14 protein-coding genes and 1 other RNA gene are annotated in these 14,855 nt (G+C 43.5%); all 15 read right to left on the bottom strand.

Features of this window, described 5'->3' with window-relative positions; translation table 11 throughout:
* Positions 1-45: 45 nt before the first annotated feature.
* Positions 46-1,329: a trigger factor gene (gene tig / locus ACVBD2_RS02180; protein ID WP_461685998.1), complete on the bottom strand. Its 1,284-nt coding sequence runs from the start codon at positions 1,327-1,329 to the stop codon at positions 46-48.
* Positions 1,330-1,421: 92 nt separating this feature from the next.
* Positions 1,422-2,078, bottom strand: coding sequence for a DNA alkylation repair protein (locus tag ACVBD2_RS02175; RefSeq protein ID WP_461685997.1), 657 nt, complete (start codon positions 2,076-2,078; stop codon positions 1,422-1,424).
* Positions 2,079-2,711 (bottom strand): response regulator transcription factor, encoded by a 633-nt coding sequence (locus ACVBD2_RS02170; protein ID WP_461685996.1) that lies wholly within the window; start codon positions 2,709-2,711, stop codon positions 2,079-2,081.
* A 13-nt stretch (positions 2,712-2,724) separates the two neighbouring features.
* Positions 2,725-3,720 (bottom strand): envelope stress sensor histidine kinase LiaS, encoded by a 996-nt coding sequence (locus tag ACVBD2_RS02165; protein WP_461685995.1) that lies wholly within the window; start codon positions 3,718-3,720, stop codon positions 2,725-2,727.
* Positions 3,717-4,415 carry a cell wall-active antibiotics response protein LiaF gene (liaF, locus tag ACVBD2_RS02160; protein WP_125450415.1) on the bottom strand — a complete coding sequence of 233 codons (699 nt, stop codon included), beginning with the start codon at positions 4,413-4,415 and terminating at the stop codon, positions 3,717-3,719. Before liaF ends, ACVBD2_RS02165 begins: the two co-directional genes overlap by 4 nt.
* A gap of 167 nt (positions 4,416-4,582) precedes the next feature.
* Positions 4,583-5,584, bottom strand: a complete 1,002-nt coding sequence (gene fni / locus ACVBD2_RS02155; RefSeq protein WP_125449592.1) for a type 2 isopentenyl-diphosphate Delta-isomerase — start codon at positions 5,582-5,584, stop codon at positions 4,583-4,585.
* Positions 5,568-6,575: a phosphomevalonate kinase gene (locus ACVBD2_RS02150; protein WP_461685994.1), complete on the bottom strand. Its 1,008-nt coding sequence runs from the start codon at positions 6,573-6,575 to the stop codon at positions 5,568-5,570. The genes fni and ACVBD2_RS02150 overlap by 17 nt, the downstream gene beginning before the upstream one ends.
* Positions 6,562-7,515, bottom strand: coding sequence for a diphosphomevalonate decarboxylase (gene mvaD, locus ACVBD2_RS02145; protein WP_461685993.1), 954 nt, complete (start codon positions 7,513-7,515; stop codon positions 6,562-6,564). Before mvaD ends, ACVBD2_RS02150 begins: the two co-directional genes overlap by 14 nt.
* Positions 7,497-8,375 (bottom strand): mevalonate kinase, encoded by an 879-nt coding sequence (gene mvk, locus ACVBD2_RS02140; protein ID WP_000163310.1) that lies wholly within the window; start codon positions 8,373-8,375, stop codon positions 7,497-7,499. Before mvk ends, mvaD begins: the two co-directional genes overlap by 19 nt.
* A 119-nt stretch (positions 8,376-8,494) precedes the next feature.
* Positions 8,495-9,475 carry an N-acetylmuramoyl-L-alanine amidase family protein gene (locus ACVBD2_RS02135; RefSeq protein WP_461685992.1) on the bottom strand — a complete coding sequence of 327 codons (981 nt, stop codon included), beginning with the start codon at positions 9,473-9,475 and terminating at the stop codon, positions 8,495-8,497.
* A gap of 99 nt (positions 9,476-9,574) precedes the next feature.
* Positions 9,575-10,264, bottom strand: a complete 690-nt coding sequence (locus tag ACVBD2_RS02130) for a response regulator transcription factor (protein ID WP_000518005.1) — start codon at positions 10,262-10,264, stop codon at positions 9,575-9,577.
* 11 nt (positions 10,265-10,275) lie between these two features.
* Positions 10,276-11,700 carry an NADP-dependent phosphogluconate dehydrogenase gene (gndA, locus tag ACVBD2_RS02125; protein ID WP_461685991.1) on the bottom strand — a complete coding sequence of 475 codons (1,425 nt, stop codon included), beginning with the start codon at positions 11,698-11,700 and terminating at the stop codon, positions 10,276-10,278.
* A 75-nt stretch (positions 11,701-11,775) separates the two neighbouring features.
* Positions 11,776-13,203 carry a cell division site-positioning protein MapZ gene (gene mapZ / locus ACVBD2_RS02120; RefSeq protein ID WP_461685990.1) on the bottom strand — a complete coding sequence of 476 codons (1,428 nt, stop codon included), beginning with the start codon at positions 13,201-13,203 and terminating at the stop codon, positions 11,776-11,778.
* A 12-nt stretch (positions 13,204-13,215) separates the two neighbouring features.
* Complete coding sequence (locus ACVBD2_RS02115) at positions 13,216-14,373, bottom strand: THUMP domain-containing class I SAM-dependent RNA methyltransferase (RefSeq protein WP_461685989.1); 1,158 nt, start codon at positions 14,371-14,373, stop codon at positions 13,216-13,218.
* Between the two features lie 83 nt (positions 14,374-14,456).
* Positions 14,457-14,838: RNase P RNA component class B (rnpB, locus tag ACVBD2_RS02110), an RNA gene on the bottom strand.
* Between the last annotated feature and the right edge of the window lie 17 nt (positions 14,839-14,855).

Below are 14,855 nucleotides of genomic sequence, written 5' to 3'. Positions count from 1 at the left end.
CGACAGAAAACCCACCTAGTCAGGTGGGCTTTTTCTCTTTTAAGATTATTTTACTGTTGCAGTGCTTGTGATCAATTCAACAGCTTTTTTGATAGTGATATCGTGTTTCAACATGTCAGCTGAAAGCAAGTTTTGTACTTGTGCAACTTCCATATTGTAGTCTGCTGCCAATTGCTCGATTTCTTTTTGGATTTCTTCTTCTGAAGCGTCAAATCCTTCAGCTTTGGCAACTGCTTCGATAACAAGGTTAGTCTTCGTACGTGACTCAGCTTCTGCTTCGTATTGTTTGTGAAGGTCTTCTTGAGTAGTTCCAGTGATTTGGAAGTACATGTCAGGGTTGATCCCTTGGCGTTGCAAGTTTCCAAGGAATTCATTTACTGAACGGTGAACTTCTTCGTGGATCATTTCTTCTGGAAGTTCTACGATTTCAGCGTTTTCTACAGCTTTATCGATTGCTGCGCCTTCAAGGGCATCTTTGTATGCTTCTTCTTTAGCAGCAGTCAACTCTTTGCGGTATTTTTCTTTCAATTCGTCAAGTGTTTCCACTTCTTCGTCGATGTCTTTTGCAAGTTCATCGTCAAGAGCTGGAACTTCTTTAGCTTTTACTTCGTGGATAGTTGTCACGAATTTAGCTTCTTTACCTGCAAGGTCTTCTGCTTGGTAGTCTTCTGGGAATGTTACAACTACATCAACAGTTTCGCCAGCTGAGTGGCCAACCAATTGGTCTTCAAAACCAGGAATGAATTGACCTGATCCAAGTCCAAGTGAGAAGTTTTCACCTTTTCCACCTTCAAATTCAACACCGTCGATAGAACCAACGAAGTCGATAACAACAGTATCGCCATTTTCAGCAGCAGCTTCCTTGATAACCAATTCAGCCAAGTTGTTGCGTTCGCGTTCGATACGTTCTTCAACGTCAGAATCTGTAACTTCTTTTTCTACATCTACTGATACTTCAAGATTTTTATAGTCACCCAATTTAACTTCAGGTTTTGTCACAACTTCAGCAGTGATAACCCAGTCTTGACCTTTTTCCATTGAAGTCACATCGATTTTTGGTTGTGCAACCACTTCAAGACCAGCTTCTTTTACAGCTGTTTCATAAGCGTTCGGCAAAAGAGCGTTCAACACATCTTGGTAAAGTGTTTCTTCACCAAATTTTTTATCAAAGATAGGACGTGGAAGGTGACCTTTACGGAAACCAGGAACGTTAAGAGTTTGCTTTACTGAGTTAAATACACGGTCCACTTCTGGTTTGATTTGGTCTTGAGAGATTGTGAAAGTCAAGACACCACGATTTGTTTCTTTGTTTTCAAATGATACAGACATTCTGTCATTTCTCCTTAAAATTTTTTAAATACAGTCTATTATAACATAAACGGGTGACTTTTTTCAAGTAATGAATGCGCTTTTCAATAGTGCTAGAGATACTTGCTGGCTTCCTTGATACTAAGTTCAGCCATTCTTTCCTTATTTTTTTCGATAAAACATGCTACCCATTCGGGATTGGTCTTGGAGTAATCTCTTAGAGCCCAGCCGATGGCTTTATTGATAAAAAATTCTGTCTGGTCCAGATTGTTGAGCAGGATCTTTTCCATCAGTTGGACATCCGTTTTCTCTTTTCTTAACAACTGGTGATCAATGGCAACTCGTCTCAGCCAGATATTGTCCGATAGGCTCCATTTTAAAATCACTTCTTCAAGTTCCGAATAGTCGGCTACCAAACTTCCTACTACTCTGTCTAGAATATCTACCGTGTCCCACCAAGACTTGGTTACGACCAGGCGCTCAAGCTTAGGTAAATCGCTCTCTGTTAGATAAGACTGCATAGCTTTCAAATAGTTGGCGCCCACATACTGGTATTCTCTTGGCTCCTTTTCCCAGCAAGTGTCTACAAAATTCCAATCGATAATTCTTGTTTTTTTCGCGCTTGGAAAATACTTTTTATAGAGAGCGTTTCTTTCAGGACCTGCAATACCTAGAAAGGAAAATTGATGGCGCATATAGGCTTCCATGGGGCCTGCTTTATTCGGATTTTTTGCCTCATCCAACTCCATAAGTAAATCTGCAAGACTCATCTAAAAGTCCTCCTGCCCGACCAAGTGGTGCTGAAAGGCATAGACCGCCGCCTGGGTGCGATCGCTGACCTCAAGCTTGGCAAGGATGTTGGACACATGGGTTTTGACCGTCTTGAGAGAGATAAAGAGTTCATCTGCGATGCGCTGATTTTCGTAGCCCTTGGCGATGAGTTGAAGCACATCTCGCTCCCGCGCAGTCAATTCCTCATGAAGTTCCATATGATTGCGGTGATATTCGACCTTCTTGCTGACCTCTTGTTCAATAGCAAGCTCTCCAGCAGCTACCTTACGAACAGCGTGGAGCAGTTCATCTGCACTAGAAGTCTTGAGCATATAACCCCTAGCACCAGCGTTCAAGACTGGCATGATTTTTTCATTGTCCAAGTAAGAGGTCACAATCAAAATCTTGGCTTCAGGCCATTCTTTGAGGATAGCTAAGGTTGCATCAATCCCATTCATCTCAGGCATGACGATATCCATGACAATGACATCTGGACGCAGTTCCAAGGCCAAGTCAATACCTTGAAACCCGTTGGCAGCCTCGCCCACAACTTCTACATCGTCTTGGAGGTCAAAATAGCTTTTCAAGCCCAATCGGACCATTTCATGGTCATCTACCAGTAAAATTTTCATCTCTACTCCTTTATCATTCCTTGTCTAGCAGGGGAATACGGATATCAACTGCCAATCCTTGCTTTGGAGCTGTCAAAAGTTGAACCGTTCCTGCCATATCTTCAACCCGCTCCTTGATATTTCGCAGTCCATAACTCAAGTCATCTAACCCCCCTAACTGGAAACCAATCCCATTGTCCACCACCTTCAGCTGCAATTCAACATCTGTCTGATAGAGGTAGACATCTAGGCAAGATGCTTGGGCATGGCGAAGGGTATTGCTGATCAACTCCTGCAAAATACGGAAGATATGTTCTTCAATCTTCTTGGGCAATTTAAACACATTCTGCTTGAAACTAACCTTGAGATCGCTCTTATCCTCTAGCTCTTTTAAGAGGATTTGAATCCCCTCAACCAGACTCTTCTCTTCCAACTCAACAGGTCGCAAATGTAGGAGCAAGACTCTCAAGTCCTTCTGAGCTGTTTCAAGAATGGCTGCGACACTTTGCAACTGGGTCTGCATCTTTTCTCTATCAAGCTTCAAAGCCTGCTGGCTTACACCTGATAAAATCATATGGGCCGCAAACAACTCCTGACTAACTGTATCGTGCAGGTCACGTGCAATCCGCTTTCTTTCTTTCTCGATGATTGCTTCTTCCTTGACCAGGCTTTGATTTTCAGCTTTTTGAACAGCTTCTGTCAAGAGGTTGAGCTTTCCAGACAAGGACTTAAAACTGGCGTCCAAGTCTGGATCTGCAAAGGAAATTACCTCTTTCCCTGCTAACAAGCGCTTGAGATTGACCTGTATTTTCCTGCGAGAGACTTCTTCTATCACGCGCCAAAAAAGGACAAAAAAGAAAATCATGGAAAGGCTAAAGACCAAGATCAAAAAGATTAACTTCTCTGTTTTCTCAATATCTTGTAGCAAATAGGACCAATCCAGTTCAAAAATATCAAGCAGACTATTAGCCAAAAAGAGGAGAAAGAGGAGGGAAGTCAGCCCGATTAACAGATACGATTGCTTTTTCATCCTCTGACTACCTCCACATCGCCAACCATAGTAGTTAGGAAAATCTTGACGCTCTTGTTACTCTTGAGATAGTCTCTGGTTTCCTGATGATAGTGTTCATTGCGAAGGGATTTCTTAGGTTGATGAAGGAAGGTAAGATCTCCATAAAGACAATTAACACTGAGGCTGATTTCCACATCTACAGGTACGATAATCCTAGTCGTTCCGACCATCTTTCTAAGGATAATGACATTGTCATGATTGGTTAGGATAACTCTTTCCAGATGAATAGTGTCCTTACCCATAAGGCGAAAGAGGTTGATATCGTCAAACTGGCAAGTCTGGTGACTAGAGAAATGATGGAGATTGCCAAACCAGCGATTCTTTTCATTTTTAACCGTCACCACCTCTTCAAAGACCAAGTCGGTCTCCTCTCTTTCTTGATTCATCATCGGATAGAGAAGAAAGAGACTGTAGATCACCGCTACAAAGATAGCTAAAATCACAAAGGGATTGAGCATGACGATGAAAAAGAAAAGAATGGTAGCCACAAGGAGGAGAAAGTTGTTGCCCTCTTTGCCTGCATAATAGCGTATCAGGAGAAGAAAGAGGAATAAAATCAGCAGAAAACGCGAAAAATGCTCTGATACCATCAAAATCAGAGCTCCCGTCAACAGACAGGCTTCAATAAATAAAAAGATTTGAAATTTTTTCATAGACGCATCCTCTCCCTTCTATTTTATCACAATTCAAAAAAGTCACCTCGGTCTGAGGATGGAAAAAGGAGATAGGACAGAAATCGCTCGTACAAGCTAGGTTCTTTCAGCCCACTACCGTTGGACAAAAGACTACAAAAAAGGGCGGGATTCTTGTCCCGACCTCTCTACATCTGATCTTTTGCTTCTTTGAGTTTGCCATAAAGAATATAGTCTACGTTTTGCAGATCCGCTATGGTTGCACAATTAAGGGCACACATGATCAAACGCAGATCTTCTTTCCAGCCTTGAACAATACCAATCACTTCTTCGACGGTATAGCTTTCAACCAATTCCAGAACGGTACGTGACAGTCCTACAGCCTTGGCACCAAATACCAAGCACTTAATTATATCAAGAGGATTTCGAACGCCTCCACTGACCAAGAGTTCGACCTTGTCTTTCCAGTCTTGGGCATTGAGAAGGACCTGCATAGTAGACTGACCCCATTGATTGAGGTAATCACGCTGACCACTGCGACGGTTTTCGATATAGGCAAAGCTAGTACCACCACGGCCCGACAGGTCAACCGTTCGAACACCTAGTTCATAGGCTCTCTCGATGGTCTTCACATCCATCCCAAAACCCACTTCCTTGAGAATAATAGGAACAGGGATTTGCTTGCTGTAGTCTGCCAGATGCGATTGCCAGCTTCTGAACTTTCTTTCTCCCTCGGGCATGAGTAATTCCTGCATGACATTAACATGCACTTGGAGGAGAAGAGGATTCATCGCTTCTACAGTCTGAAGTCCTGACTCGATAGGCTTGTCCAAGCCAATATTGGTTCCAAGGAGGAGATTTGGACGGCTAGATTTGACAGAAAAAGAGGCATCTGTTGGATCTTTGAGGGCTGCGCTATAAGATCCCGTCACAAACAAAATCCCACAGGCTTCTGCCGCCTGAGCCAGTTTTTGATTGATTTCTTTACCTTTTTCGCTCCCACCCGTCATGGCATTGATATAAAAAGGAAAGTCCCACTTTCGACCTGCAAATTCTGTCGAAAGATCGATTTCATCTAGGTCATAAAGCGGTAGCGAAGAGTGAATCAACTCCACCTCATCAAAGCTATTATAGGAACTTTTCTGCTCAAGGGCATAGCGGATGTGCTCGTCCTTACGATTTGTCGTCATGTCCTATCCTTTCTTGGTATAAGAGCTCAATCCCCAGATCGGCCCAGCGATTTTTTAAGGTTTCAGTTGATTGCTCATCAAAACTCAAGGCAATGCCACAGTCACCACCACCAGCGCCACTACTCTTGGCAACAGCCTGCAAATCTTGACTGGCTTCTTTCAACTGTCTCAGTGAAGGTGTGTAAATATCTGGGCTCAAACCTTCTAAAAGCTGACTGGCTGTTTCCAGCTGCTCGATAATTTTTTCTGCATTCCCATGCTCCAGGGCTTCTACCAAAGCAGATACCGTTGCTTTTGAGAAAGTTAAAAAGTTCTGGCCTATGTTTTGCTTGATTTGCTGAACCATTTGACTCGATACAGCCACTTCCTTGGTCCATCCCACTAGGAAATCACATTCTAGGGTTGGTTTCACTTGTGAGATAGAAAAGCCCCAGTCACGCTCCAAAACTGTCGCCAAGCTTTCTTCTTGCAACCAAGCAGCTATCTTCTTTCGATCAAAAGACTGGTAGAGAACCAAATCTTCTGCCACAATACAGGCAAGGTCCCCCATGGAACCATTGTCGCCTCGCTTGAGCAAGACCGCGCTAGCCAGCTTGAACAAGAGTTCCTGATCAACCGTAATATCATATAGAGCCAGCAGGGCCTTGATCACCAAGACAACGACACTACCGCTAGAGCCTAGACCAAACTTTTTGCCTTCCCGTTCCATTTTTCCACGAATTTCCAAAGAAAAAGGTCTCAAGGTTTGCCCACGATCAGCGAGGAAGTCATTCACCAAAGCAATTGTTTCTTGAATCAAACTGTAGGCAGGATTTGGTGTCAAGTCCACTGCAAAATCAAACAGATCTGAATAGATACGGTAGCTATCAGAAAAGGCAATCTCTCCCCTCATATAGATAGGTATCGCCTTTATCAAGGCAAACTGTCCTGGCTCTAGAATAGCATATTCACCTGCCCAATAGAGTTTCCCGCAAGTTTTAACAGCAATCATCTTGGCTCAAATCCTTTGTTTTTGACACAATCAAGCGGTAACGTTGACCGAAAATTTCTGATAAATGCTCCAAGTCTTTCTCCTGACAGAGGACTTTGACATTGGGACCGGCATCCATGGTAAAGTAGCAGGCTTCCCCTTGCTCACGAAGCTGGCGGACAAAGTCCATCGCTTCATAAGTCGCATCCGTTAGATAAGAAAAGGCTGGACTAGCAGTTTTTGTCGTAGCGTGCATGGCTAGGGCATTTTTCTCCGTTAATTCCCCAACCTTGGCAAAGTCATTTTCTTTGAGATAAATCAGCATATCCTGATAATCCTTCTCAGACTGACGAACCCAATCATCAAAGGTCGTCGAAGTTTCCACACAGAGTTTCATCCCATCACGGCTAGAAATTGTTTTTTTCTTGTCCTCTAACACCAACATAATCATAGCTAGTTTCAGGTCTGTCTCTACAGGGTAAATTTCCCCACTATCCTTATCCCAAGCACCTAACGGTCCATAAAAACTACGAGAGGAAGAACCTGAGGCAAACTTAGCTTCCTGTGCCAACTGACTCCGATCCAATCCAAGCTGGAAATAAGCATTGCAAGCCTTGACCAAGGCGGACAAACCGCTAGAACTGGATGACAAGCCCGCTGCGGTAGGCATATTGTTTTGGGTATCAATACGGACAAAACCTTCCCCAGCCGGACGGTAACGGTCAATGATTTTGCTCATCTTGGCATGCTCAGCATCATTTTGTAACTGACCATTGATATAAAAGGCATCAGCAGTCGCATCCGTCGGTAGAGGCGACAAGGTCGTTTCTGTGTACATGTTTTCCAAAGTCAGAGAGATGCTGCTAGTAGCAGGAACCATCTCTTTTTCTTTTTTCTTTCCCCAATATTTGATAATGGCAATATTTGCGTAGGAACGTACTGTTACAGGCTCTCGATCCATGTCTGAATAGCTCCTTTCTCTTCTAATCGTTTTGCTAGTTCTTGTACGTGTGTCAAATTGGTTGCCAAGGCGATGATACAGCCTCCTAGCCCACCACCACTCATCTTGGCACCTAGAGCACCATGGCTCAGAGCCGTTTCAACGAGGGAGTCTGCCTCAGGGCTACTAACACCAATTTCTTTTAAATGTAAATGCGCTTGACTGAGGATTTGTCCCAGTCCCTCAGCATCTTTTCGTCTAATTGCCTCTTCTGCCTGCTGGGTCAATTCTCCCAGGGCATGCAAAAACGGCAGAGCATCCTTCCCCTTGCTTTGAACCACTTGGATGGCTTCACGAGTGTGACCATACACACCTGTATCTGCAATCACCAAATAGGCAGATAGGTTCATCTCAAGTTCTGTAAAACCAACATTCTTGATAAAGCGAATAGGCTGGTCACTGAGACAGGTCTTAGCATCCAACCCGCTTGGATTCATATGGGCAATCATTTCAGCCCGATTGACCAAGATTTCTAGTACATCATGAGGCAGGTCGGCTTGATAGTAGTCAAAAACTGCTCGAATAGCTGCTATGCTGATAGCTGCTGACGAACCCATTCCCCGTTTTTCAGGGATAGCAGAGTCAATCACACAGCGAATGCAGGCTTCTTTGATATCCAAATACTCCAGCGAGGCATATACCGCCATGGACAAGGTATCCTCCTCATAAAGACGCCACGGACTTTCAGCAGGGACCACCTTACATGTCACCTCCACCTCTAAGAGAGGCAGAGAAATGGCAGGATAGCCGTATACGACAGCGTGCTCTCCTATTAAAATAATCTTACTATGTGCCTGACCGACACCAACTTTTTTTGTCATGTTTTCCTTCAACTAGACGAAAAGACCGTCTTACTTTTCATACAGTAGTATTTTCTCCTATCTATTTTATTATATTTTCACAAAAAAAGCGATTGTTTCCTTCACAATCGCCTCTTTCATTATTGGACCCATTCGCCATTATAGTTGACGTAGTAGCCATCCACTCTTGTACTAACTGCTAAAGCGCCTGAGCTATAAGCATAGTACCATTTGCCATTGACCTGGAACCAACCTGTCTTCATGTCACCATTATTTGCATGTAAGTAATACCAAGTCGAACCATCCTTAATCCAACCAGTTGCCATAGCTCCTGATGGACGGAGATAGTACCACTTGTTACCGACATAAGCCCAGCCTGTCTTCATATCTCCATTTTTAGCATCTAGATAATACCAAGTCGAACCATCTTTAATCCAACTAGTTGCCATAGCTCCCGATGAGCGGAGGTAGTACCACTTATTACCTAGATATTGCCAACCAGTTTGCATAATACCAGTTGTTGGATCTAGGTAATACCAAGTCGAATCATCGTTTATCCAACCCGCACGTCTTTCACCACCAAGGTAGTCTTTCCCTGAATGACCTGTTTTTGCTAGATAGTACCAGTTAGATTGATCGTAGAGCCAACCTGTTTTTAAAGAATGATCTTCATTAAAGTAATAATTTGCTAATTTAAGAACTTCTGGACCTTCAAAGCCTTCACCATATTTTTTACCAACAGTTAATGAATCCTTAACCTCTAATTGTTGCCAGCCAACAAATTCTTGTAAAACCCCATCTTGATCAAAGTAGTACCATTTATATTGAAGGCCAATTTCGAAAACTGGACGATTATCAAATAAATCATCACGATAACCCGTCCCAGGAATTTCTAAGTATTGCCAACCGACTACCATTTCTCCATCATCATCAAAATAGTAGGTTTTACCGTCTATTTTATGCCAATAGATCGCTTTATGGTCATCTTTTATATAGTATTTTCTATTGTCCTTATCAACAAACTGTCCACCTGTGGTATCCGCCAATACTGTACTTGTCGCTAACAGACCAAGAAAGAAGACTGCGAGTCCAACTTGCATCATTATTTTAAATTTTTTCATTAGATCTTTCCTCCATAACTGATTGTAGCAAAGGCCCGACTGTATGTCAATATATAGGAGTTCCTCAAAAAAAGCAGTTACACAACTGCAACTGCTTCTCTATTCTTGCATGGTATACCCAACACCACGCACGGTTTTAATGTAGCTTTTTTGACCCTTTACATCAAGCTTGCTACGTAGATAACGGATATAAACATCCACGATATTGGTTTCTGTCGCACTTTCGTACTTCCAAACACTTTCCAACAACTGCTCACGAGTCAAGACCTTCTTGCTTCCCATGAGAGTGGCCAAAAGGTCATACTCACGGCGCGTCAGAGCAATCATCTCCTCGCCACGATAAACGGTATGATGTTCTACATCCATACGCAGATTGCGGTAAGACGTTGGGACCTTCATCTGACTACAGTGTTGGTCGATAAAGTCCCGACCTCGGAAAATCGCTGAAATACGAGCCACCAGCTGATCAATAATCACTGGCTTATAGATGTAAGAAACGGCGAAGCGCTGGATTGTCTCAATCTGGTCTTGCAATTCTTCGCGATGGTCCAAGACCATGATCACTGAGGCTGGTTTTGTCCGACTCAGCCTCTCTGCAAAATCCTGGGCCGTCATATCCCCCAGACGAGCATTCAGTAAAATCAAGTCATAATCTGTCTGGAGAGCCATGGAGAGGGCTTTTTGCCCCTCCTCTACAAGATCAACACGGTATTGCTCTTTTTGGAGTTCCAGACTGAGAAAATGAGCGAGATTGCGTTCTTTCTCAAGTAATAAAATCCGTTTCCCCATGGCAGACCTACTTATTTTTCGTCATACCAAGAGTAGTGGAAGGTTCCTTCTTTGTCTTTACGTTGGTAAGTGTGGGCACCAAAGTAGTCACGTTGCGCTTGGATCAAGTTAGCAGGAAGGTTTGCTGAACGATAGCTATCAAAGTAAGTAATAGCTGCTGAGAAGGTTGGCACTGGTACACCAGCTTGGACCGCAAGAGCTACGATATCACGAACTGCTTGTTGGTACTTAGCAGTGACATCCAAGAAGTACTCATCCAAGAGAAGGTTAGCAAGATCTGCATCACGGTTGTAAGCATCTGTGATCTTTTGCAAGAAACGTGAACGGATGATACAGCCATCGCGCCAGATAGATGCGATGTCCGCAAATGGCAAGTTCCAGTTGTTTTCTTTAGAAGCCACACGCAATTGAGCAAAACCTTGTGCGTATGAGATAATTTTTGAGAAGTAAAGGGCTTGACGGATTTTTTCAATCAACTCAGCCTTATCACCTTCAAATTTGAAGGCAGCTGGTTTTGGAAGAACCTTGCTAGCATGTACACGTTCTTCTTTGTATGTAGAGATGTAGCGGGCAAATACTGACTCAGTGATCAGTGACAATGGTACACCAAGGTCAAGTGATGATTGGCTAGTCCATTTACCAGTTCCCTTGTTACCCGCAGCATCGAGGATGTAGTCTACGATTGGGCCATCTTGACCTTCATCGTCTTTACGGCTCAAGATATCAGCTGTGATTTCGATCAAGTAGCTGTCCAATTCGCCCTTGTTCCACTCAGTAAAGATTTCAGCCATGTCTTCTGCAGAAAGACCAAGCAAGTGTTGCATGAGATCATAGCTTTCTGCGATCAATTGCATATCACCGTACTCGATACCGTTGTGGACCATTTTCACATAGTGACCAGCTCCATCAGGACCGATGTAAGTCACACATGGTTTGCCATCTTCTGGTGCTTTAGCTGAGATTTCTTCAAGAACATCAGCAACCAATTCGTAGGCTTCTTTTTGTCCACCAGGCATGATAGAAGGACCTTCAAGGGCACCTTTTTCACCACCAGAAACCCCTGTACCGATAAAGTTGATACCAGAGTTTGCCAATTCTTCATTACGACGGATGGTATCTTTGTAGAAAGTGTTTCCTCCGTCAATCAAGATATCACCCTTGTCAAGGTGTGGAAGAAGAGCTTGGATAGTTGCATCTGTACCAGGTCCAGCTTGAACCATGAGCATGATACGACGAGGTTTTTCGATAGATTGAACGAAAGACTCTACATCGTAGCTAGGTACAAAGTTCTTTTCAGGATGGCAAGCAATTACGTCTTCTGTTTTTTCTTTGCTACGGTTGTAAATGGCAACTGTATAACCACGAGATTCGATATTTAGGGCAAGGTTACGACCCATTACGGCCATACCAACGACACCAAAGTTAGCTTTTGTCATGTGACACTCCTCTTGTTTAATATGTTTTATTTTATCATTTTTACCTATGAAAGGAAAGAATTTTGTAACGGACTCCTAGTAATCCAAATCATCTGCATGACCAGCTCCATTACCGACAAAGTATCCAGTCTTACAGTTGAGGGTGAAGAGATAGGTTCCATCTGGTTTGTAGAGGTTGTAATAACCATTTCCGTTTACGATATTGACCCGTTCTAGGATATATTGATTACCAGTGATATAGCCACGAGCACGTGATGTTGCTAGGATTTGTTCCAAAACACCATCAGCAAAATTCCAGGCAGGGTTGTTGCTATCGTCTACAGCGGATTGGTTGTACGGTACACGACTAGCACTTCTTTGAAGATTGACACCATCGCTAGACAAACCTCCACTTTCTGGTCTGCTGGCAGGTGCTGAACTTGATGAAGCAGACGAACTGCTCGTACTGCTATCAGTCGTTGTACTTGAACTTGAACTAGAGGCGCTTGTTTGCTGACTCTTACCAAGGCTAATGGCCTTATCTAACAGTTTATCTAGCTCTGTATTTCCTGTTTTAATTTCTGTAAATTTAGCATCTGCCTTGACCTTTGCATTGGTATCCAAGACACCGTCGGTAATTGCTGGAGTTTCAAACTGATTATTCACTTCTTGCACAGCCTTGATTTGAGCTTCTAAACTATCATACTTAGACTTGGCCAGAGTGTGCTCTCGGCTACCTTCGAGTTTATCTAGTTGAGCCTTGAGTCGGTCCAACTTGTCAAACTGACTATTTTTCAAAGCCGTTTTATTAGCATCTGTATAAAAAGCATCGTAGAGGGCATTAAACTCTTGTAGGGCTGTTTGTGTTTCTTGATTACTAGAAGAAGACTGGGAAGACTGGATGGCTTGGTTGGAGCGATTTACTTGGCGATAGATATAGTAACTACCTGCCAAGATAAGGGCTGCTGCCAAGGCTGAACCGATAACAAACACGCGCTTCTTTTTAGAATTAGAAACTGTTTCTGATTCTGCCTGAGCTGAGCGTGAAAGTAGAGCCGTCTCTTCCTCTTCTTTCTCATCAGCAACCTCTGCTGGCGTTTGCTTTTCCAACACAAGCGGTTCCAAGTTTTGATTTTCCTCTCCCAAAGGAGGCAAAATCACATCCGAGCTTGTAGTTTCCGCTGAGTCTGACACCATTTCTTCTGAAACTGTATCGGGTTCCTCTATGATTGGTGCCGACTCTTCAGTGATTTCTGAGACTTCCTGTGTCGTCAATTCTTCTTGAGCCTGAGCTTCCTGCAGTTCTTCTTTTTTAAATTGACGTGTTTCAAACTTGTCCGCCTCGATTTCCTCGCGGTGCTGTTTGATGTATTTATCCAAGATATTGTCCTCAGGCAATACTCCAGCTTCAACTTCTTCATTTTTACGGATGACTTGACCAACTGTCAGATCTTTCGCCTCGTCAAAATCAAATTTGGATTCTTGATGCTCTTTTTTATGACGATTGTGTCTTTTTTTACTCATCTGTCTTCCTTTCTACTTTACCTCTTGGCGCTTCACACGCTGACCAAAGTATTGATACAAATCCACTTTTAAGGTTCCGTTATAAAGTTTGCGCTTTTTATCCGCTGGGCTTCCGTACTTACTTTCAAAAGCTTCGTCACTCGTCAGGATAAATTTGCTCCAGGTTTTCAATGGCGCAAAGACCTGCCCCATTTCTGCATAGAGCTTTGTAACTCCTGCATCATCAGACAAGCGCTCCCCATATGGTGGATTGGAAATGATAACGCCATTGATCTTGTCTGAACGCAAATCCTGTACCCGCATTTGTTTAAAAGTGATATCTCCAGCTACACCAGCTGCTTGAGCATTGGCCTTAGCAGTCTCAACCATCCGAGTATCAATATCACAGCCCATAATATCCAATTCTATCTCACGATCGATTTTCTTAGCAGCCTCTGTGCGAACTTCTTGGATTAACCGATCGCTAACCCAGTTCCATTCCTCAAAAGCAAAGGAACGGCGAAGCCCCGGCGCCATCTTTCTAGCCATCATAGCCGCCTCGATACAGAAAGTTCCTGAACCACAGGTCGGATCGATCAAGGGCTTGTCTGGATACCAGTTAGAGAGTTGTAAAATGGCTGCTGCCATGTTTTCCTTGATAGGAGCTCCACCCTTTTCCGTACGATAACCGCGCTTAAAGAGGCTAGAACCTGTCGTGTCAATCATGACAGTTGCCACATCTTTAAGGATGGACACCTCTATCTTAAACTCAGGACCATTTTCCATCAAGGGAACACCTTCTGGGCGGGCATAGTGTTTTTGCAGTTTCTTCACAACCGCCTTCTTGGAAATAGCCTGAACACTAGGCTCATTGTGCAGTTTAGACTTGACACATTTGGCCTTTGAAATAGGGAAACGTGCCCCGAGAGGGAGATAGTTTTCCCAATCTAGAGCAAAAACTCCTTGGAAAAGTTCTTCAAAGGTCTTAGCCGGAAAGCTCCCAACTACAATCTTGATACGGTCAGCTGCACGAAGCCAAAGGTTGGTCTCGATGATTGCCTTCACATCTCCTTGAAAACGAACACGGCCATTTTCAACCTGGCAATCATAGCCCAGGTCTCGCATCTCACGTCCAACGACAGCCTCGAGACCCGCCGCAGCAGTTGCGATTAAATTAAATTTTTCTTTCATTTCTAGTCTTGCAAGACCTTTCTTTTGTTCACTTTAAAAAATGAGGTTGAGAAAAAGTTCTCAGCCCCAACCTATATGCAATTTTCTATAAGCCATGTTTTGTTCCAGAAGTGACTAGGACCACTTCCTTCGATAATCATCTGTCTACCGCTAACAGCCTATAGCTGATAGCAGTCAGAGTACTACGTTCGTTTCCGTGCACTCCATGCCCCGACCAAAATTTGGGTTGCTAGCTTGAGGGGTTTACCGCGTTCCACTCTCTCCGTTTCCAGAAAGACTCCGTCACTGTGGCACTTTCAAGCTTACTCTGACCTATCCAAAGACTTAGCCATTTCGACTGCCGTAACGATCTCTCGTCCCTAGGCTTATGGTTTCGCCTAGCACAAACACTACAGGCATCACAGCCTGTGCTAGCATGGACTTTCCTCATGAAAAGGGATTCTCTTCACGCGATTATCCAAAAATTGCATCTAATAGACACC

Source organism: Streptococcus sp. KHUD_018, assembly GCF_054861215.1.
Note: the sequence above shows the minus strand (reverse complement) of the source record. Positions and strands in the feature narration are given on the sequence as shown.

Coding starts and splice junctions, on each gene's coding strand:
- tig (WP_461685998.1), bottom strand. CDS start 1,329: ATGTCTGTATCATTTGAAAACAAAGAAACAAATCGTGGTGTCTTGACT.
- ACVBD2_RS02175 (WP_461685997.1), bottom strand. CDS start 2,078: ATGAGTCTTGCAGATTTACTTATGGAGTTGGATGAGGCAAAAAATCCG.
- ACVBD2_RS02170 (WP_461685996.1), bottom strand. CDS start 2,711: ATGAAAATTTTACTGGTAGATGACCATGAAATGGTCCGATTGGGCTTG.
- ACVBD2_RS02165 (WP_461685995.1), bottom strand. CDS start 3,720: ATGAAAAAGCAATCGTATCTGTTAATCGGGCTGACTTCCCTCCTCTTT.
- liaF (WP_125450415.1), bottom strand. CDS start 4,415: ATGAAAAAATTTCAAATCTTTTTATTTATTGAAGCCTGTCTGTTGACG.
- fni (WP_125449592.1), bottom strand. CDS start 5,584: ATGACGACAAATCGTAAGGACGAGCACATCCGCTATGCCCTTGAGCAG.
- ACVBD2_RS02150 (WP_461685994.1), bottom strand. CDS start 6,575: ATGATTGCTGTTAAAACTTGCGGGAAACTCTATTGGGCAGGTGAATAT.
- mvaD (WP_461685993.1), bottom strand. CDS start 7,515: ATGGATCGAGAGCCTGTAACAGTACGTTCCTACGCAAATATTGCCATT.
- mvk (WP_000163310.1), bottom strand. CDS start 8,375: ATGACAAAAAAAGTTGGTGTCGGTCAGGCACATAGTAAGATTATTTTA.
- ACVBD2_RS02135 (WP_461685992.1), bottom strand. CDS start 9,475: ATGAAAAAATTTAAAATAATGATGCAAGTTGGACTCGCAGTCTTCTTT.
- ACVBD2_RS02130 (WP_000518005.1), bottom strand. CDS start 10,264: ATGGGGAAACGGATTTTATTACTTGAGAAAGAACGCAATCTCGCTCAT.
- gndA (WP_461685991.1), bottom strand. CDS start 11,700: ATGACAAAAGCTAACTTTGGTGTCGTTGGTATGGCCGTAATGGGTCGT.
- mapZ (WP_461685990.1), bottom strand. CDS start 13,203: ATGAGTAAAAAAAGACACAATCGTCATAAAAAAGAGCATCAAGAATCC.
- ACVBD2_RS02115 (WP_461685989.1), bottom strand. CDS start 14,373: ATGAAAGAAAAATTTAATTTAATCGCAACTGCTGCGGCGGGTCTCGAG.